Source organism: Acinetobacter haemolyticus, assembly GCF_003323815.1.
GTDB lineage: Bacteria > Pseudomonadota > Gammaproteobacteria > Pseudomonadales > Moraxellaceae > Acinetobacter > Acinetobacter haemolyticus.
In genome coordinates this window covers 945557-966362 of the sequence record NZ_CP030880.1, presented here as the reverse complement: position 1 = coordinate 966362, position 20806 = coordinate 945557, and the positions used below count along the sequence as shown (strand labels likewise).

20 protein-coding genes and 1 pseudogene are annotated in these 20806 nt (G+C 38.4%); 9 read left to right on the top strand and 12 right to left on the bottom strand.

The window, feature by feature from the left end; translation table 11 throughout:
* Positions 1–32 precede the first annotated feature (32 nt).
* Positions 33–374, bottom strand: coding sequence for a hypothetical protein (locus tag DS737_RS04300; protein ID WP_113996864.1), 342 nt, complete (start codon positions 372–374; stop codon positions 33–35).
* Between the two features lie 149 nt (positions 375–523).
* Here DS737_RS04300 and DS737_RS04295 point away from each other — a divergent pair, with 149 nt between their 5' ends.
* Together DS737_RS04295 and DS737_RS04290 are read left to right on the top strand one after the other, a co-directional pair.
* On the top strand, positions 524–1207 hold the full coding sequence (locus DS737_RS04295; protein WP_113996863.1) for a heavy metal response regulator transcription factor: 684 nt from the start codon (positions 524–526) through the stop codon (positions 1205–1207).
* Positions 1197–2573, top strand: a complete 1377-nt coding sequence (locus tag DS737_RS04290; protein ID WP_113996862.1) for a heavy metal sensor histidine kinase — start codon at positions 1197–1199, stop codon at positions 2571–2573. Before DS737_RS04295 ends, DS737_RS04290 begins: the two co-directional genes overlap by 11 nt.
* Before the next feature lie 78 nt (positions 2574–2651).
* Here DS737_RS04290 and DS737_RS04285 read toward each other — a convergent pair whose 3' ends face one another.
* Positions 2652–5012, bottom strand: a complete 2361-nt coding sequence (locus DS737_RS04285; RefSeq protein WP_113996861.1) for a heavy metal translocating P-type ATPase — start codon at positions 5010–5012, stop codon at positions 2652–2654.
* 281 nt (positions 5013–5293) lie between these two features.
* Between DS737_RS04285 and DS737_RS04280 the strand changes: the two genes are divergently transcribed.
* The 3 genes from DS737_RS04280 to DS737_RS04270 all read left to right on the top strand — a co-directional run bounded on the left by DS737_RS04280 (position 5294) and on the right by DS737_RS04270 (position 6911).
* Entirely contained in the window at positions 5294–5674 is a 381-nt protein-coding gene (locus tag DS737_RS04280) for a copper resistance CopC family protein (RefSeq protein WP_113996860.1), read from the top strand.
* Positions 5675–5741: 67 nt separating this feature from the next.
* Positions 5742–6623 carry a copper resistance D family protein gene (locus DS737_RS04275; protein WP_113996859.1) on the top strand — a complete coding sequence of 294 codons (882 nt, stop codon included), beginning with the start codon at positions 5742–5744 and terminating at the stop codon, positions 6621–6623.
* A gap of 15 nt (positions 6624–6638) precedes the next feature.
* Complete coding sequence (locus DS737_RS04270; protein WP_113996858.1) at positions 6639–6911, top strand: hypothetical protein; 273 nt, start codon at positions 6639–6641, stop codon at positions 6909–6911.
* A 101-nt stretch (positions 6912–7012) separates the two neighbouring features.
* Here DS737_RS04270 and DS737_RS04265 read toward each other — a convergent pair whose 3' ends face one another.
* From DS737_RS04265 to DS737_RS04230, 9 genes are all read right to left on the bottom strand, one after another.
* On the bottom strand, positions 7013–7915 hold the full coding sequence (locus DS737_RS04265) for a recombination directionality factor (RefSeq protein ID WP_113996857.1): 903 nt from the start codon (positions 7913–7915) through the stop codon (positions 7013–7015).
* Positions 7916–8046: 131 nt separating this feature from the next.
* Positions 8047–9174, bottom strand: coding sequence for a YqaJ viral recombinase family nuclease (locus DS737_RS04260; protein ID WP_113996856.1), 1128 nt, complete (start codon positions 9172–9174; stop codon positions 8047–8049).
* 166 nt (positions 9175–9340) lie between these two features.
* A complete protein-coding gene (locus tag DS737_RS04255) occupies positions 9341–10396 on the bottom strand; it encodes a DUF932 domain-containing protein (RefSeq protein WP_113996855.1) in 1056 nt (351 codons plus the stop codon).
* Between the two features lie 89 nt (positions 10397–10485).
* Entirely contained in the window at positions 10486–10785 is a 300-nt protein-coding gene (locus DS737_RS04250) for a hypothetical protein (protein WP_113997955.1), read from the bottom strand.
* Positions 10786–10930: 145 nt separating this feature from the next.
* Positions 10931–11293, bottom strand: coding sequence for a hypothetical protein (locus DS737_RS04245; protein ID WP_113996854.1), 363 nt, complete (start codon positions 11291–11293; stop codon positions 10931–10933).
* Positions 11294–11428: 135 nt separating this feature from the next.
* Positions 11429–12304 (bottom strand): hypothetical protein, encoded by an 876-nt coding sequence (locus tag DS737_RS04240; RefSeq protein WP_113996853.1) that lies wholly within the window; start codon positions 12302–12304, stop codon positions 11429–11431.
* A gap of 34 nt (positions 12305–12338) precedes the next feature.
* Positions 12339–12491 carry a hypothetical protein gene (locus tag DS737_RS16145; protein WP_005053233.1) on the bottom strand — a complete coding sequence of 51 codons (153 nt, stop codon included), beginning with the start codon at positions 12489–12491 and terminating at the stop codon, positions 12339–12341.
* Positions 12492–12524: 33 nt separating this feature from the next.
* Positions 12525–12794 (bottom strand): hypothetical protein, encoded by a 270-nt coding sequence (locus DS737_RS04235; protein WP_228206843.1) that lies wholly within the window; start codon positions 12792–12794, stop codon positions 12525–12527.
* A 96-nt stretch (positions 12795–12890) separates the two neighbouring features.
* Positions 12891–14018: a hypothetical protein gene (locus tag DS737_RS04230; RefSeq protein WP_113996851.1), complete on the bottom strand. Its 1128-nt coding sequence runs from the start codon at positions 14016–14018 to the stop codon at positions 12891–12893.
* A gap of 856 nt (positions 14019–14874) precedes the next feature.
* On the opposite strand from DS737_RS04230, the gene DS737_RS04220 reads away from it, so the two are divergent.
* The 4 genes from DS737_RS04220 (at position 14875) to DS737_RS04205 (ending at position 19123) form a co-directional block, all read left to right on the top strand.
* Positions 14875–16086 (top strand): hypothetical protein, encoded by a 1212-nt coding sequence (locus DS737_RS04220; protein ID WP_113996850.1) that lies wholly within the window; start codon positions 14875–14877, stop codon positions 16084–16086.
* A 123-nt stretch (positions 16087–16209) separates the two neighbouring features.
* A complete protein-coding gene (locus tag DS737_RS04215) occupies positions 16210–16443 on the top strand; it encodes a helix-turn-helix transcriptional regulator (RefSeq protein ID WP_113996849.1) in 234 nt (77 codons plus the stop codon).
* A 362-nt stretch (positions 16444–16805) separates the two neighbouring features.
* Entirely contained in the window at positions 16806–18032 is a 1227-nt protein-coding gene (locus DS737_RS04210) for a YagK/YfjJ domain-containing protein (RefSeq protein WP_113996848.1), read from the top strand.
* Positions 18033–18037: 5 nt separating this feature from the next.
* Complete coding sequence (locus tag DS737_RS04205) at positions 18038–19123, top strand: hypothetical protein (protein ID WP_113996847.1); 1086 nt, start codon at positions 18038–18040, stop codon at positions 19121–19123.
* 81 nt (positions 19124–19204) lie between these two features.
* Here the strand turns inward: DS737_RS04205 and DS737_RS04200 are convergent.
* Positions 19205–19935 (bottom strand): annotated as a pseudogene (locus DS737_RS04200) (Fic family protein).
* Between the last annotated feature and the right edge of the window lie 871 nt (positions 19936–20806).

Genomic DNA, 20806 nt, shown 5'->3' with positions numbered 1-20806 from the left:
TTAATCTCCCAATCTTTCATGTATCGTATTTGTTATTTATTTGATGTATTTGACATGTTCATCTTTGAGTGGTCCATGTTCATCATATTTGAATGATCCATATTACCCATTTTAGACTGATCCATATTCATCATCTTAGAGTGATCCATCTGAGCCATATTGCCATGCTCATGCTGACTATGATCCTGTTGGGTTTTCTCATCATTCTTCATATTACAAGGTTTTTGACATTTCTCTTGCGTCTTTGAATCAGCTTTAATTTCAGACACAACATTAGTTCCTTGTTTTGCATCTGCTGCCCAAGACTGAGTTCCTACAATTAAAGTACCAATACATACAAGAGTAGTTAAGCTACGACGTAATAGTATTTTCATTTTTTGCTCCAAAAATTAACTTTATGTATATACCTTAAATGCTTCCACTGAACATCTATGTGACATGAAAATGACATTTTTGTAATCTACATCGCATCATGTATTTATAACGTTATTATAATCTTAATAAGTGATATTGGATTTTATAAATGAGAATCTTATTAGTTGAAGATGAACAAAAAACAGGCGACTACCTTAAACAAGGTCTATCTGAAGCTGGATATATTACAGATTGGGTTACGGATGGTTTATCGGGTAAACATCAAGCTCTGTCTGAAGAGTATGATCTGATTATTTTGGACGTTATGTTACCAAAATTAGATGGCTGGAATATCATTTATGATATTCGCAAAAATGGAAAAACAATGCCTATTCTATTTCTTTCTGCTCGTGATCAAATTGAAGACCGAGTTAAAGGCTTAGAATTAGGTGCCGATGATTACCTCGTCAAGCCTTTTGCATTTGCTGAACTGCTTGCCAGAATAAAAAGTTTACTCCGCCGTGGGCAGCAAAAAGAAGATAGCAATATTATTACGATTGCCGATCTTGAACTTGATCTTCGCAAACGCCGCGTCACTCGCGCTGGGCAACGTATCGACCTAACAGCCAAAGAGTTTGCATTGATGGAATTATTCATGCGTAGACGCGGTGAAATTCTACCCCGTGCTCTGATTGCCTCTCAGATATGGGATATGAATTTCGATAGTGATACCAATGTAGTAGAAGTCGCCATTAAACGTTTAAGAAGTAAAATTGACAGTCATTTTAGCCCTAAACTGATACAGAACATCCGTGGAATGGGCTATGTTCTAGAGGTAGAAGATGACTCATAAACTGTTTAATGCGATCAGCTTCCGTATTGCAATTATCTTCTCTTTTTCTACTATCATTATCTTAATGATTATGGGGTTGGTCATTCATCAGCTTGTAATGCATCATTTCGAAACTCAGGATCGGACACAACTAGAAGGCAAAATTCAGTTGGTAGAAAATCTACTCGAACAGAATCCAGCCAACTCACATGAACTAAATATATATTTAAAGGATGCCCTAGTTGGTCATCATGATTTGATTGTTCAGATAGAACGTCCAACTGGTCAAGTTATTTTTAGCTCAGCACCAACCGTTATTCAAGCTAAAACCTTGGTCAAATCTAAACATACCCCATGGGTAGAATGGGAAATTAAAAATAAAACATATCGTGGCTTAGCTTATAAAAAATCTTTTGATAGAAATAGTAGCATTCCATCAGCTCTCATTATTGTTGGAATCGATACCTCTGAGCATCTACATTTCTTAAATGATTTTAGACGTCAGTTATTATATATCGGTGTTGTAGGCACAATTGGTTTAATGTTCTTAGGGTGGTTCGCCGCATGGCGAGGGCTTCGTCCAGTCCAACAAATGGCAAAAGTCGCTGAGGGAATTTCAGCTCAACATCTTTCTGAGCGATTAGAGGTCAATAATACACCAACAGAGCTTAAATCTTTAGCCATAGCGTTTAACGATATGTTAGATCGACTAGAAACGGCTGTAGAAAAACTCTCAGATTTTTCATCTGACCTTGCCCATGAAATCAGAACACCTATTAACAATTTAATGACTCAAACCCAAGTGTGTTTATCTCGTAACCGAGATATTCATACGTATCAGGAAGTTCTCTTTTCTAATCTAGAAGAATTTGAACGTTTGGCTCGGATGGTTTCGGATATGTTATTTCTTGCAAAGGCTGAGCACGGCTTACATTTACCAAACTTACAACAGGTTGATTTAGTAAAAGAAATCTCTACATTATTTGATTTTTATGATGCTATCGCTGCTGAAAAGGGAATGTCACTAAAACAGAGTGGTTCAGGTAGTATAAAAGGTGATCCTTTAATGCTACGCCGCGCTTTGAGTAACTTGTTATCGAATGCAATTAAATATGGCAAATCAGATTCGGTCATCAAAATCACATGCCAACAAAACTTTGATACAACAACATTCATCATTGAAAATGAAAGCTCCCCACTATCATCAGAACAACTTAATCGGTTATTCGATCGTTTTTATCGAACAGATGTATCTAGACAGAGAGTTGAAGAAGGAACTGGCCTTGGTTTAGCAATTACTAAATCTATTCTTGATGTGCATGGAGCTTCCATTCAAGCGACTTATAACGAGGGATATATTTCTTTTAAAATTATCTTTAAAAATTAGTGACATCTCGGTTATTAAGCACTCATTCTAATGATGCTTACCACTCATTAACTTACGCTAATGAGTGGTAAGTCGTGATTATTTTTGATGGCGTAATCGTAAGGCATTACCAATTACAGATGCTGAGCTTAGGCTCATTGCTAATGCAGCAATCATAGGCGAGAGTAACCAACCAGTAAATGGATACAGTACGCCAGCAGCCAAAGGGATACCTAATCCATTATAGAGGAAAGCAAACATCAAGTTTTGTTTCATATTTTTAACAGTTGCCTCTGATAAAGAACGAGCAACTTCAATACCACGTAAATCACCTTTTACTAATGTAACTTGGGCACTATTCATTGCTACATCAGTACCCGTACCCATTGCGATTCCAATATCAGCTTGAGCCAAGGCTGGTGCATCATTAATTCCATCACCAGCCATAGCAACAATTCTCCCTTCTTTTTGCAATTTTTTGACTAAATCTAATTTATCAACAGGTTTAACCTCACCATAAACTTCACTAATTCCTAGTTTAGCCCCAACTGATTTTGCTGTAGTTAGCCCATCACCTGTTGCCATTATGATTCTTAAACCGGCGTCTTCCAACGATAAAAGGGCCTCTGGAGTACTTGCTTTAATTGGATCCGAAACTGCTAGAAAACCTACCAACTTTCCATCAACTGCCAAATACATAACACTGGCACCTTCAGCTCTTAATACCTCTGCTTGTGGAATAAGAGTGTTAACAGATATCCCTAATTGCTTCATCAATGCCGTATTGCCTAGTGCTAATTTTTGTCCGTTTATCTCTCCATTAACACCAATGCCTGAACCTGATTCAAATGAAGTCGGTTTGCTTAAAGTAAGATTTCGCTCACGGGCGGCACGCACAATTGCATTTGCTAAAGGATGCTCACTGCCCTGATCTAAACTCGCAGCTAAACGGAGGATTTCATTCTTTTCATATCCTGAAGTGGCTACTACTTTATTGAATGATGGTTGTCCTTCTGTCAAAGTTCCTGTTTTATCAATAATCAATGTATCAATTTTACGTAGATTCTCTATTGCGGAAGCGTCTCGAAAAAGTACTCCATTTGATGCACCTCGCCCTGTTGCTACCATAATTGACATTGGCGTAGCTAATCCCAAAGCACATGGGCATGCGATGATTAAAACAGCTACTGCATTGATTAATCCATAAACCCAACTAGGTTCAGGTCCGAATAGCCCCCACCCCAAAAAAGTTAGAACAGCAATGCCAATAACCCCCATAACAAATCGTCCTGCAACATGATCCGCCATCCGCTGCATAGGTGCTTTTGAACGTTGAGCCTGAGCAACCATTTGCACGATTTGAGAAAGTACGGTTGATGATCCAACTTTTTCTGATCGCATCACCAATGAACCATTCATATTCATTGTTGCACCAATGACTTGATCACCCACACGTTTTGTAATAGGCACAGGTTCACCAGTTAACATAGACTCATCTACAGAGCTTGAACCTTCTGTAATTATTCCATCAACAGGAACCTTTTCACCCGGGCGTATCCGTAATAAATCGCCTACGTGTACATGAGATAGCGGAATATCTTCTTCTATACCATCAACACTGATTTTTCTTGCTGTTTTAGGTGCTAACCCAAGTAGGGATTTAATTGCCGCTGAAGTTTGGGAACGTGCTTTTAACTCTAGCACTTGACCTAACAATGTGAGAGAAATAATCGCTGCGGTCGCCTCAAAATACACAGCAACACGCCCCATAGATACAAATGAGTCTGGAAATACTTGAGGTGCTATTGTTCCAACAAGGCTGTATATAAAAGCAGCTCCTGTACCAATTCCAATCAAGGTCCACATATTTGGACTCCGATTAAGGATTGACTGCCAACATCTCACAAAAAATGGCATTCCTGCCCACAGAACAATTGGTAAAGTCAGTACCAGTTCAATCCAGCTTTGCACCTTCATTTCAAACCAATTCAACTGATGTCCAAACATTGCTAAGAAAACCACAATAATGGTTAGCGGTAAGGTCCACCAAAATCTATGCTTAAAATTCTTGAGTTCTGGGTTTTCATCAGCGTCATCTAAGTCAGGAAGTAAAGGCTCTAACGACATGCCACAGATCGGACAGTTTCCCGCATGGTTCTGTCTAATTTCAGGATGCATTGGACAAGTGTATATAGTGAAGACATTAACAGGTTGATTAACTTCATTTGAATCCTCACCATCCCTCTTTTGTGGTTCTTTTAACGTAACTGCATTCTCAACTTTAGTAATATAAAAATGGGGATCACTTTTAAACTTTATGTGGCATTTTTCACTACAAAAGTAAAAAGTTCTATTTTTAACTTCTTCAGAAAAGTTGGATGCTTCTGTAACGGCCATACCACAGACAGGGTCAGTAAGTCTGTTATTGAGTACTTTGTTTTCATGATGGTGATAGTCCATAAAAACCTCCTTCATATTTAATTTTTTAAATTAATAATTTCATTAAGATGGAAATAGACTCCCTCTTATTAGTTTGTTTAATGATCATTGTTTTATTTAAAGTCAGTGTATCACTTGTGGTTTTTTAATTTTTAAAATGACAAAAATGTAATTTTGATGTCATCGGGATGTTTCTCTCATCCTTTAATAATAAGCATGAGAAAGGTGATGACCAAGCAACCAATTGATACATTTCATTTGGTCATTACTGAGCCCAAGATTAGTTTAAAGAGGATGAAGTAATGAAAATTTTCCAAAATAAAATGTCAGCTCTACGTAACACTCTCGTAGGTGCAACACTAATTGTTGCTGCTTCAAGTGCATTTGCACACGTGAAACTTGAAAGTGCAATTCCTGCGATCAATGCTTCTGTAGCAAGTCAACCAAAAAACATAACACTCAATTTTGGTGAAGAAGTCATGTTAATGAATGTTAAGTTACTCGATGCCCAACGTAAGGACATCCCTTTGAACTACCAAGTAACTCATGATATGAAAAAATCATTTGACGTAGCGGTTCCTAAACTAAAAAAAGGAAAATATACGGTGGTTTGGACCACAATGGGTACCGATGGTCATAACATGAATGGTGAATATAATTTCACTATTAAATCGGCAAAATAACAATGAGTGAAAATAGTCAACATGCCAGCAGCTTGCTGGCATGTTGCTATAATAAAGGGAGAAAAATATGATTCCTGAGACTTGGATATATGCAACATGGTTGGTTAAAGTCATTTTATATTTAGGGATTGCATTTGTTATTGGCGGTGCTTTCTGCTATTTCTTACTTGGACGTTATGTTGAAATCAAGGAGACTATTCTAAAATACATAACTATTGGTGCAGGTTTAGGCCTTTTTTCAAGTGTTCTCGGCTTCTTCATTCTTATAGGAAGTTTTGCCAACACTGGCCTTTCAGGTATGTGGGATAGCAACTATATAAATATACTAGTCAATACTCCTACTGGACATGTCTATATCATTCGATCAATCAGTTTTACACTTTTACTCATATTTATGATAGTCAAACTTAGCAAAGGGACGATTGATATTTCCAAAACTGAAGGAGCAATCTTTACCATACTGCTCACACCAATTGTTTTAAGTTTTTCACAACTCGGACACGTCACGAATTTACCATTATTCGCTCAAGCTTTATTATCAATACATGTACTTGTAATGTCCTTATGGATGGGATCGCTTTATCCATTATGGAAAACAAGCAAAAAAATTAATGGCTTACCACTTAAAGAACGTATGCATCTATTTGGGCAAATAGCAGCCTTTATTGTAGGAATACTCATCGCTTGTGGTCTTAGTATTGCTTTATTACTCTTTAAAGATTTTAATACTCTAATCAATACACCTTATGGGCATGGATTTATTATTAAAATATTATTTGTCCTAAGTATTTTATTGTTAGCAGCCTTTAACAAATGGTATTTCACACCTCGCTTACAAGACCCGAAATTTGCGAAACAATTGGGCTATGCCATTATATTTGAAATGTCATTAGGTCTATCAATTCTTTTAGCCACTGGTTATATCACCACTGTAGTCGGTATTGAGTAAAAAAAGGATCGCGCTATGACTTCATGGATGAAGTACAATTTATTATTTCTCATGTTTTTTAATACAATATCTTGGGCTGAACCTAGTACTTCAAAAACGATTCGCTCCTTAGATGATACTGAATTACGTAATATTACTGATCATAACCATGGCGATACCAAAGCTGATGGGAATAAAGATAACCATCATTCCAAAGATAAACAACTGCGTAATGAGGATAGTAGACAACAAAAAGTTATAAATGGATTAATGTTACAAGAGCCTAGCGCACTACCATCCTCCAAATAAACGACACTTAGGTAATATTAATTCAATAAGTGGTTCTAGTTTTCTGAATAAAAAATTATGTAACAATAATACTATTGGAGGCTAAGAGCCTCCAATAGTATTTAGTTCAAAGCCTGCACACTCTGCTGCAAGCCTTTCTGAATATCCTGCACATGAGTCAAATCATGCGTTTGTTGATGTTGCTCTGTTTTAGACTCATCACTGTAAAACTCCTCAACCACATCCAAACCCTCTTCTCCACCCACCTCAAAGCTAGCATTACCATAACCTTGCCGTGCCACATGATCTAAAGCCTCCTGATAGAACCCTGCTGCTTTGCTCTGCTCATCCATCTGTTTGGCTGAACTAATCGCATCTTTCAGGTTTGTGCCATCACGTAAAGTCAGATCCACATAATAGATCGGGGTACGGTAACTTTGTGTGGTGCTTTTACCTCGCAAGGTCAATTGCAATGGCAAACAAGAAAGTAAGTCACCCGATGCTGCGTGATAGTAACGAAGTCGTGCTGCCAAGGTGCGGATACTATTAAAACCTGTGGTTCTAAAGATGAATGTGCCAAACTCATCCGATTCATCTAAATTGACGTAAAGTCTGCCATAAGGCTTGCATAATCCACCCTGTGCCAATGGACATAAATCAGGCGATGGACAGGGATGTTGTTCAATGCCGTTTTGACCGAGTCGCTGACAAGTTTCGCCATTGCCTGAACAAATTAATCGTCCTGTTTGGCGGTCAAATAGGCTGTACTCGGCTCTTAAGTTGAGATCGGGATCATTGAAGATCATACGGACTGGAATACTTCTCAGCTTTTGGTTTTGATTCGGTGCTTTGGCACGTAGTTGCTCATCCAGTGGATGTTTAACCCATCCATCCTTGTTCTGGATTTGACTGGTAATGGTAAATTGGTCATCTTTTTCAGGGAGTCGTTTACCATTCTTTTCGACGATCTTGCCGATACTGATACGACCTAAAATGGGTGGTGTGATTGCGAGACCTTTAATCATAGTGATTTCCTTTCAATAAAAACTGCGCATAAAAAATCCCATACCTGTTGGGGTATGGGATCGGTTGGTTTTGGTGTTGGTTGATTTGATACGTTTATTGAAGAAATAAATGCTGGATATGCGTTTCTGCCTTATCCACCATTCGGGTAAATCTGAAAGCGCCGTGTCCCTACTTTGGTTTGTGGAAACTGCTGTAGGTATTCAGGATGCTGTTTTAGTAAGGATTTACTGTCTAGGCTGATTGAGTCTTGTGATTTCTTCCACGTCACCGACCCACCTGTAAATACAGCTCGCTCTGCTTCTTTCATCATCATTTGTAGTTGATGCTTCAGTTCATCAAAATACTGCTGGTGTTGTTCAACCTTATGTCTCTCTTCAAGCAACTGGTTAAATAGATAGTTGGCTTGTTCATTTTGAGTGAGGTCTTCTACTGTTAGTGGGATCTGCTCTGGGTAAAGTTGTTGCAGGGCTTTGGCTGCTGAATCTGAGGCATCTACACTTGGCGGAATACCTGTTTCTACACATTGCCAGAAGTGACGTTCCGCATTAATGATGTGCTGAATCACGGTTTCATTGCGAGTCACCTTATAGATTTTGGTTTCATGTCCACAGATCAAGGCACAGATATGTGCTGCCTGTTTGCCTGTCACCGCAAGTTGATGTTGGACTTGGCAGAGGACATACAGTGGGACGCCATCCCGCCATAGTTTTGAGCCATATTCCCCCACTGTTTTACACTCGAGAATCTGTACTTCGACATTTCCCACCACGGCATAATCCAAATTGGCGAGCATAAAATGCTTGTCTTCATCGGGGTGTTGTAAGACTGCATTGACCCTACGGACTTTGTGGTTGGTGTGCATGCTGTAGTATTCAGCCACCAAAGGTTCGAGTTGTTTACCCCAATACAACGGTGCATAGCCTGCGCTTTCATCCTCGATATTTTGTTGCATGCGTCCTGTCTTGATCATCCACAGTTCCAACATCGACATATACGGATTCAGTCCACAGGCTGTTGCTGCATCACTACTGCCAATGCCCTGCTTTCTGACTTCTAGCCATTGTTGGTAGTTCATCTGTTTGGTGTTGGCAAGTCGTTTGGCAGTGAGTGCTTTGGTTTTGCGTGGCTGTTTGTTCGGTCGGTTTCGTTTGGTTCGAGTTCCTATCTCAATCTGCTGATTAGGTTGGTTTAAGTTAGGGAAATAAGGCTGTAATGGTGGATGATTTAAGGTATTTTGAATTTGAGTATGACTATTCATTCGAAATATTCCTGTATGAGTAAAATCGTAAAAGCTGAATTTCGGGCATAAAAAAAGCCACATCTGGAAATGTGGCAAAGGGTGCTGCTGTGCTTGTACGGTATTACCGTATGCTTAGGCTAAATAGATGAGCTTAAATAAAACTGAATGAATGGTATGGCTTTTATTAACCCACCATTCTTAATGCCTGTTCCAGTCCTCGTTGCTTGATTGCTGCACCAGCACCAAACCAAGCTGAATCGAGTCGATGGTCAGTACTCATTGCTCGACGTTCATGATCGGTGAATTCGGTAATGGCGCACAGTAAACCATAAGCTGTGTCTTTGGCTGAACTGAGTTCTGCACCTCGCCCATGTCCGTTAAACATGGTCATGACTTTCGACATCGCACGTCCATTCGGTTCGGTTTTATTGTCTGCTTTGCTTACTGAGGTGATACCTTGATTTGGCATGGCTGCATTTCGATAGAACTGGACAATGCTTTCATCTTGTTCGGCAATACTCAGGTTGGTGTTGTTAAATACCGCATCAAAGTAGGCTGCTGCTTCCTGCTGAGTTACCTTACGCTGACTCAGTTGTTTCATTTCATACATGTGCTCATCCCATGCACGAACTGAAATACCCAACTGTTGTTTAACTTTCTCAGCATCGAAACGAGTGCTGTGTGGGACTTTAACCACACCTGCATTGCTTTGTTGACCACGTAGAGCGATTGCCAAGGTGTTATTACACACCACACGGATACTGGTGAACTGTGCAGTGGTTGCTAGTGTGCCATCACAAGCTGTAGCTAAAAGAATATAGCCATTGCTGACATCCTTACCCTTGAGTGCTGAACTTTGTCCTGTCTTAGCCAGTGCCCAGAATTTCTTACCTCCTTTAAGTACCCCTGCGGTTTCCAGTTCAAAGCCTGATTGTTCAGTCAGATCTTTGTAGAAGTGTAGGATTTCCATCGGTTGCACTTCCTGAAAGCGTTGACTCACCACAGATAAAGGTTCGTGCGTGTCTGAGCGATACAACACTCGTTGCTCTTGATAAGGCAAGATCAGGTTTTGTTGTTTGTGGTTTTCAGCCATATAACTGACATCGGAGGATTCAATCCGCCAATCCATGCCTGCCTGCTTTGCCCAGACCTCAATCGGTTGGTTTGGGGTAAGTTGATTGCCCAAGCCATGCCAAGGGCTTTGTCCTACAAATGCCATGCTTTCAACTAAATGTGCCATAGAAATAATTCCTCTATAAAAGTGAAGTTGTTTAAAAAATAAAATTGAGTGAAGTCAGGTTGTATAAATCGACGATTAGGTAATGAAGCTTAAGCAGCTACAGCAAAGTCCTGTCCGCATTGCAGACAGAGGTAATGTTGAGCGGATTTATAATGGCGATAGAAATAATGCTGACTGACTATGATCAGTGTTCCACCGACCACCACCCCAATCAGCCCACCGATATAAGGAGGGATACCTGCTTCTTTTGCCAGTTTGATACCCAGTGCAGCCATCGCAGGCGGGGAAAAGGCGTCTAGGATTTTTTCAAAATACTGTGGACCATTCGGCTGGGACTTGCTAAGAATCACCTGTTCAGAATGGCAATAAGGACAATGTACGGTACTCATCACGAAAGTCCTGTCAGTGGAGATGAATATTGATTTTGATGCCCGAATCTTGAGATTTGCAGGCATAAAAAAACCATGCCCGTATTGGGCATGGTCTGTGTCTTTGTAGTGTGTTGGTTCAGTCTATACTTTGGTTTGAGCCTGCTTATTTAAAGCTATAACTTGCTGCGCCTTGATCAGTCTCAATATCAACCTTCACCACAGCATCGTAGGAACATCGCAAGTAAAGCTGTAGGGATTGTCCAATCTGGAAATAGGCAGGTAGCTTGATTGGATCATTGTATCGACCTGTGTAACTACAGCGTCCATTGTTTACATCGACTTTATTTAGTGTGATCGGTTCAGAATCCAGTGAACGTAAGGTTAGAATCACATAGGTACGGTCATACAATCCCCCTTGACTGTATTCAGTATTAAGGTTGACTTCCATGCGATCGGGGTTAAAACCTGAACCACATCCAGTCAATATCAGTGGTAGGGCAATTAGTGTAGGTAGTATCAATTTCATTAATCGTTTCACAATTATTTTTCCTGTATTCGGTTTACCTTCTTGAATGTTAAAACAGCATCAAGTCAGCTTGTGTCTTGGTTGGGTGTTGGGTCTTCACAGGGGTAATATGTATCTGAAATTTCTTTATTCTGATTAAGTATTCCCTGCTATAAATGCTGGGAATTGGGCAAGAATGCTTGTAGCAGTTGCTTGATCAACATTTAAAGCGGTACTGATCTGAAAGAAATGGTTCCGTGCTGTTTCAATTTCAAAGTTCCTTTTTCCCATCAACACCAGCACTTCTTCAAGCAGGCTGTGACATAGTTGGGGTGGTAGGCTGTTTTGAATCGCAGTGACTTCATCAAGGAGGTCAAAAAAATCAAACTGCTGATCTTGTTGCATCAAGCGTTCTAGAAATGCCTGATCCTGTGGATTGACAAATTCACGGTCGAATAACTGTTGCATCAACGCCCTCACCTGATTGCTCCACTCACCTCGCCACCCAAGTAATAAATAGGCGTACAGTTTGATGATCGGTTGTAGGTTTGCGATCGTTGTGGTGTGGCTTTGTTGAGATTGTTGCCGTGTAGATGCAGATGACAATGAATCAGTCTGGGTTTTATGAAGTACACAATATTGGTTTAGGAAATCTGCCAGTAGCCGTAGCCCTGCCTTTTCAGGCTGAGCTAAGGTCACTTTAACGGTGCCATTGATCACTAACTGTTTACTGAGCATTCCCATTGAGTAACCCACCGAAGTGATTGCTTTCATTGGATAGGTATTTGCATTGGCAAAAGCTTCCTTGAAATAGATACCTTGTGTGGTGAGACACAATCCATTCTTGCCATGACCAAATATGGTTTCGTCCACCAAGATCAATACCTGTTCAGGTTTGGTTTGGGGAGGTAGATAGCTCATTGCTCCCAGAATCTTGTTCATGGGAATCTGCGGTGCAAGGAAAATAGCGGGATCAGCCTGTAATAGATCCAGTTGCGGAAACTGTTGTTTAAATTGATTAAAGTCCATCATGATTTTTTCACTCTTGAGCAAGTTAAGGCTTTAATCAAAAAATAAATTTCAGTAATTGGAACGGCCACATCAGGGCACGACCGAATAGATAGGCTGCAATTGGACCACTGTCCTCAATACGCCATAACAGACTGAACCAATACAACACCGCGATACTGAGGTAAGGGATTACAAATTCTTTTTTCATGTTGGGTTATTCTCTGAATTTTTGTGATCATGCTTAGTTCGATGCAAGCAATTGCCAACCTGTTTCTGAGTCATAAGGACGTAAATGTACGACCTCATCTTTGAGGAAGGATTGCTTATATTCATCATCAAAGCGTTCAACCGTGATCTGACAGCGATAGAGATCGTATTTGGAACTTGTCCCTTCTTGACCTGCAAACAGATTCCCGACCTGACATTGCTGTAACTTGATCTGTATCACTGAGGCATCTTGAGCATGTAAGAGTTGAAGCACCGCATCTGCTTTGGGAAGTTCAGTTGGCATGTCCTTGCTGCCACATCCATAGAGGCTGCCAAGGAACAACAGACCACACAGAAATTGGATGTTTAGAACGGACTTATTTTTAAAGAGCTCTAACATTTACAGTGCCCCCTCGATATCACTTGCCCCAGCATTGAGGCTGAGTTGTGTGATTTCTTCTTCAGTTGGTGGTCGAACTTCGAGTTCAGGCTCAGCTTGTTGCTGTTCAGGATTACGGTATTGTTTGAGACCAAATTGCAATGGCAGCTTTTGGTTGAGTGGATATAGCTGTTCAGCATTGAGATTCTTATTTGACTCATCTGCATTTACTGGACGAATGCTCAAATACAGTCGTGATGGATTAATAGTGGCTAGACGTAGGTAGCGATCATCATTGTTATTGTGCTGATACAGGATGGCTTGTTCTAAAACCAATTGCCCTTGCTGCATACTCAAGATAAAACCGAGATAATTCCGCTTGTCTCGTTCATCACGTAGATTGCCTAGGATTATTTCAGCATCTTTGGGTGATGCACTAAATACTAGATTGAGCTTGGATACAGTCGAATCGTAGTAGCCCGCAGCATTGGTACTGGATGCCTGTATATGCATCACCTGTCGATCCGCATCATACTGAGCTGAATCCTGATTGGATGGACTAAGCACATTGATGGGGATTGGATAAGCCAAATAATTTAAGGCATCTTCCAATCGTCCAAGGTCAACATTGAGATTGGCTGTGGTTTTTTTTAAAGTGCCTTGTTCTGCCTGAATCCGTTGCTGATATTGCTCAGTCGTTTCAAACTCACCTTTGCTCTCTCCTGCAACTGGAGTCTTCAACATTCGGGCATGATTAATCACCAAATCGTTGGCACTGGCAAATAAGTCATTGTTTGGAAATTCCAGTAAAGATTGTTGACTTGTTTTTTCTACCCCCAACACTAAGATTTGATTTGGCTTAAGTTGCAGTTTGTCTCGGAATTGTAGCAGTGCAGATCGATTGCCTGATTGGCTATGCAGATAGTCACGAAAGCCTGAGACATCGGCTTCGGGCAGTTGTTGTTGATTTATAAATGGTTGTAATGCTTTGGCTTCGACCAGAACAGGTCGATGTGTTGGTTCAAGTCGTTGGCTGAGTGCTGCATTTTCGTCAGGGCGTAAAACTTCAGTGGAAGCATTTTTATTTCCACAGCCGATCAGTAAAAATGATCCGAGCACACAGACAAACAGAGGATGCACATCCTTCATTTGTTTACCCCAGATAAAATTATTGTTTTATGTATGCTGTTATTGGTCTAGTGAAGACAAAACCACACACAGCACTGGGGGATAGAGAAGAATGGGAAATTAAGAATTTGTAGACGCATGGGCGACTCCTTTGGGTATAAAGAAGTTTCACCACATCACTGTCAAATAATGGTGGCGAAACGAAAAGGGGTTGACAGACTGATACCCAAAAAGATCAGCACATCCGAAGATGTCCCCTCCACGTTCCGCCGCAGAGGGGACACGCAAGGTCGCCCACAAAAAAGAAGAACTTTTTCGTGTGCTTTGGGTAAACGGTCTGTCAAAACCGACTGACGATGTAGGTCAGCATCGAAAGGATAGCCCCCACTCTGTCTGCCGTCAAGCCAACTATATTAAATAAAATTCTATATTTATTAAAAATTAAACATATAAATTAAGATTAAAGAAGACCTTCAAATAAAAAGTTTTTGCTTTAGCAAAGATCAAACTTAAATATGGATTTTAAAATTCATTGACCCCTTTTTTTAAATAGTCATAAAAATTCTATCAACTGGACTTTAAGAAAAAAAATCATGTATCTTATTACCATCTAGATGATATATTTATCGAATAAATTTTTGTTATTAAGCAGATCTTCTGCTAAAGAACCTCGCTTAAAAGTTATCACTTTAATGAGTTTTTTACTATTTAGGAGTAAAAGTAACCAAACACAAGCTTATCAGACTAAATTTTAAAAATCATTTTAAATTCAATACGAAACTGTTAAGTCTGTGCTCTAGAAAGTGGCAAGTCCGTTATTGTTCCTATAGGGTTTCTTATAATTTTTATATAGTGCGTTCCATTAAGGAGTAAAGGTATGACTTCTGAAAATAATTTTGTGCCCTCACAAGCTGAGCTTATTAAAATAATAGAAAGTTACGTGATCTTCAATATCACTAATTCCTTTACCTCTCCTCATCGTTTCAATCCAAAAATCTATAAAGCAATAGATGAAATAACGCTTAAAGCAGCTATCTATCAATTACACGATGCAGGTGATTTCAGAGAACCCGAAGAACAAAGAATTAAAAGATTAGATAATAAACCTATTCTGATTCGTTCTGCTGAAGAATCAATGAGTGGATTTAATGATCAATATGAGAAAGACTTGTCTCATTATAAACCTACTCATTATCATGAAGTACTTACATCCATTCGTCATTTTTGGAATGCATTTGAATTAAAAAATGAAAAGAAAACCAACATTTTTTTCAATGAAACTCTTTCAATTTATGCTAAGCATTCTGATTGCAATAATCCAAAAATTTTTATAGAAAATATTATTTTATTGATCAAAGAGTGGATTGATGAAAATACATTGCAAGATCTTCTGCAGCAGATACATTCATCAGATATAAAAAACCTACCAAAATCAAAAATTTTATTGACTTCGCTGGATACCAAAAGAATAGAAAAGTTGATCAATTTAATAAATAAAAAAAACTTGTTAGATGCTGAAAAAATAGAAATTTTGAGAAATCTTCTAGTTATATATTATAAAATTCAAGTAAGACATGCTAGAGCCTCTACTGAGCAAAATATCAACAGAATATATAAACAGCCTTTTTTCACATTTGTTGAAAATTTCTTAAAAACCCACAAAAAAAAATATATAAATATCGAAAGCTTGTTCTTAGCTCTTAATCAACATGTGCATCAAACCTTAATAGATTCCCTTGAAGCTGAATTATACAAGTTGAAACTTGCTAACACTTTTATTTATATAAACAAAAATGTTTTTAAAATTCGTAATCCAATAAATAAGATTGCCCCACTACCTGAACATTTTAGTGGAGACATCTCAACATTTAATTCATTCACAACTTATCATGATCGCCTAGTCCTACAAGATTTACTTAAATATCAAAGTGATCAATATGAATGTCTCGTTGAAAGGATAAAAATACTAACTAAAGAAAAAAAATCCTTTGAAAATGAAAAAATGGCCGATAGCCAGCACTGGCTGAAAGAAAGACCAGACTTAATGGAAAAGCTGATAGAAAAATTTATCATAAAATCAATTGATTGAAAAAAATAAGGTATAAATTAAAAATTCCCCCGTCAACCAAATTGTCAGTGTTAAGCTTTTATTATTCTAGTACCTACCGCAGCCAAAGCGGTTTATTAACCACATTAAACGTAGGTAGGTTCCATGAATACTTTATTAACACAGCATCAAATGATCAGACGTCTAGAGCTTGAACAGCTCACTGGTCTTTCACGATCATCAATCTATGATCGCCTTAATCCTAAGTCTGACCGCTATGATTCATCTTTTCCCAAACAAATAAAACTTGGACACTCTACTCGCTGGAGATTGAGTGAAGTTCTTGAATGGATAGAATCCAAAGCCGCCTTACGAAATCAACATAAATCGGTGAGCTAACTCTGTGTTTTAACACTTCCAAAATCTCGCGCTGTTCCGCAGCTTTTGGGCTTTAGCTTAACAATGATCTCGTGATACTGAATAAAGGTCTTATATCATTTATGTTTAAATAATATTTAATATATTGATTAAATACACCAAACAATAATCAACTTATGTGTTGGTTATCGATTAATACCTATTCAGTTACTCACTGATTGGTAGATGCAATGTGTACTTGATCTTACCGTACCCCTGCTCTCTAATCCGTCATACGTCATCAAACATACTCCTTTGTGGACACTGCCTAAAACAGTGTCCTTAGGAAAAGCTATGCCTAATTTCTGTGCTGATCATGCGCCTCTCCTATAGAGGAACATACGATGAGTATTAAACGTAACCCCAAAGTCAAACTGAATCAAATTCAACCCGCTCATGAGCCTTTAGCTCATCTAGCCTTATTCAATCAAATCAAAGAGGAACAGCAACTCGTCACTTATAGTGATGATGCTCAACAGGCACTCATCCAATGTCATCCTGATTATTGGACTGGGCAAATCATCAAAGCCGTTGAAATAGTTTTTAAATGGCAAAATCATGAGGACAATGTGATTAGTATCAGAGAGCATCGCCTATCTCCTCACAAAGTTGTCCACCGCTTGGAATGCGACCAAGAGACTCAAATACTTCTCAGGCATTTAAGTGACCTTATGTATTATGTTTTGCCTACTTTTTTGATTGGCGGTGTTGAATGGTCTGCCTTTGAGTCAGCCCACAGCCAACTCACATCTGAAGAAATTGAAGTCATTCATCTAGGTGGAAAATCCATACATCCCGAAGATCAAAGTGGCTTAGAGTGCTACGTAAAACTCGTAAACCAATTTGCTCATTCAATTCGTCGATATATGAGCAATCCCATAATCAAACGTAAGCTTCGAGATCGTGCAGCAAACTGTCAAAAAAATAAAAGTCGGTGTATTGAGCTTACTAAATCGATATTTGATAATTTCTCTAAAGTCCTTGTGGTCCGCTTAGATTTTGCTCTTAAGCGTGATCCAAAAACTTTGCTCAAGAATTTTTATCGGATAGATGAAATTCATTCGAAAGATGACCTTGCCTACCTCAAAGATTGTATTCAGAAGCTACTTGAAATGAAACGCTACAATCACATTCTCAAGGAGGTAATTGGTTATATCTTCCGTTTTGAGTATTCAGTACGCACAGGCTTCCACATACATTGCTACCTATACTTCAATGGGAACAAACATCGTGAAGACATTACGCTTGCGCAGGGAATTGCCGAAATCTGGAATGAAGACATTACCAAGGGACAAGGTACAACTTATATCTGCAATATGAAGAAAGATTCATACCGTCGTTGTGCCATAGGCATGATTCATCATTCAGACAAAGTAAAACAGGAATACTTATTTCAAACTTTTGATTACATCTGTAAAGCCGATCAGTTCTTCATCTTTTCAAATCTCAAAGGTGCCCGTCGTTTTCAGTCTAGTGAAATTCTTGGAGAAAAGTCCAAGCTGGGTCGCCCACGTAAGAAGACTGAATCATCTAGAGACCACACTGACTTTACTGACAATAATATGGAGTAATCTAAATGAGTAAGAAATTCACTAAACCATTAGATAATATAGAAACACTATCGTCACTAGACTTCATCACTACGACCACCCTTACTAATCTGTTTACGCATCAACCTAGATATCTACAGATACCAACTGAAAATCATGGTAGAAGTCTTGATAATCACCTTAAAGCAGCAATGAAAGTTCAGGCATCAAAAAATTTAAGGCTATTTACCTCCCAACCAACTAATGTCCAGTTTCGGCCAAACCTCTATCTCACCAAGGCAGGACAAGAAATTTTCCCAGTTATCGTAGACTGTGCATTAAATCCATTTATTTTGGGGAAAGTTCCCAATATTAAAATTCACCCAATGATCGCTGTACTAGCACAAACCATCTGGAAACATCAGCTACCACATTTACCAGTGAATGATCATATTCAATATGAATCAGTTGTCGATTACAGTTTGAGTGATTTTAAAGTCACTATTACAACTCGTGACTTCCAATCGCAACTCAAGTCTTGGAATACAAAATATACGAACTTAAAAACGCAATATGATAGTTTTTTGGATTTGATTGTATCTGAGACTGATCGCTTTGAAGTGCATTCGCTTACCATTCAACGGAAAAAGGTGAATGGTATGTCTCCACAATTTGGTGATGAATATTTTGATCAACTCGTTAAAGATATCTTGATTGATAAGGCAAAGCCCATCATCAAAAAAGTATGGCAGAATCGAAAGGATAATGATGTACTTGGGATATTATCAAAACGTGAAATTGATGTATTTGGCACTAAAACTTTACGTCTCATTTTCTTTGTAGAAAAAAAGTCATCAGATTGGCAAGAGTTCAAAGCATCCAGCTTATATGAAGATCTACAACCATACTTGATTGATAATCCAGTTGATCGCGTTGCTTTAGGAACGATTCCATCAATGAATGCTGGAGTATTGCCCCTTTACCAGTCTCAAGAGCATAACTATTACGATCTCAATCAGCTCTATGCAGAAGAACGGTTGAAAGTGTTAAAAGCGCAGCTCGTTGGTTCTGATTTTTGGATTCGAATTAATGACCATAATCCAACAGTTAGTATAGAACGTAAACTTTATTAAAAAGCAGTGACATTAGGTTGAATCGATCCTCAGCAGCCCCTTTGGGGAACTGGGGATCTTTTTTATGAAGCAATAGTATTTTTAAATCCCCAAAACTATCTGATAAGGCTTAAATCCATCCAGCACGACCCCAGCAATCAAATTAATATATGGCTCTGTATCGCCATACGCCATCCATTGATCAAGTGCCTCATAGTAGGCTAGTCGATTTTCGACAGTAATCACACTTGGCGGATAACCTGATTTAATCAATTCAAGATTCATCAATAATCGAGACATGCGACCATTCCCATCAACAAAAGGGTGGATACTCACAAAATCAGCGTGAACTTTGACAGCTCGCTCAACTGGATGCAGTGTATGAGCTTCCGTGTTATACCAATCTATGAACTGAGCCATCTTGTCATGGAGCAATGTGTAATCTGGTGGATTGGTGGTAGCACCTGAAATTAAGACATTTTGCTGGCGATATCTCCCAGCATTTTCATCGTCAATATTTTTCAAAATCAATTGATGGATATTCCGAATTTGCGATTCTGAAAAGGGTTCTTGTTTTTTATAATGTCTTCTACATACAAGATTGCGTCACGGTGATTGATCGCTTCAAAATGCTCTCTTAATGCCTTACCACCTACCGTAATGCCCTCTAAAACAACTTTGGTCTCCAATAGGGTTAAAGTATTACCTTCAATCGCATTGGAATGGTAAGTCCACCGCAGAACCAAATCTTCATGTAGATTTTTGACAATCGCAGCAGAAAGAGGTCTATGCTGATCTCATTTAGCTTTTAAATCATAAATGATCTCAAACATGGCTTATCTCTATAGATGTAATTAAATGATCATAGATGAAAAAATCATAGCAATGAAATTTGACAGCTACAGCATCACTTTAATGCTAGAATAAAAATAGCTGCCCGAATGAGCAATTTAATATTTTTGATAACTGGGGGACTAAATAAAATTAATTATTTTTTATTTAATTATTATCAATTATTTAATCAAAAAATATGACTCCCTCTCTCCCGATCATACTCAAACGATTACAAGGCAGTTTAGAAAAACAAAGTTCATCATGATGTGTATTCAGAACATCTATTTTTCAGTCCTATGAAGTTCTAAATTATATGATCCAATCCAAAGTTTGATGAGGGGTAGGTTGAGGGGTAAAATGGTAGATAAAAAATAAGCCCTTGTAAAAACAAGGGCTTATTTAGATATTTGGCGGAAGCGGTGAGATTCGAACTCTATAAATAACTTTTCAATAGATTCTATTAAAGTTTAATTCTTTAGCTATCAATAAATTACAATTACATAGAATCTTTTAGATTTTATTATTTGTGCCAAATTTTGTGTCAAAGTCTTTTTATAAAATCATCATTTCAAAAATTTGGGTTTGAAATTTAAGCAAGCAAACGATTAAAGCAGTTATACCATGGCAAATAATAATACTCTCATAGTTAGTAATTTCGACGACTTTCTAAAAAAGAAGAATATCCTTTAGAGGAATTTGCTGCAATTGTTCAAATGAGTCTTGGCATAGTAAATTTAAAAGCAACGAAAGCTCAACTACGTTCAAAAGCAGAAATGACAAATAAAATACATATAGCGGAGTATCTTTGAATAAGCTATTAGATGATTTTGGCACAAACTTAACGCTTGCTACACTTACAAACTCAGCAAC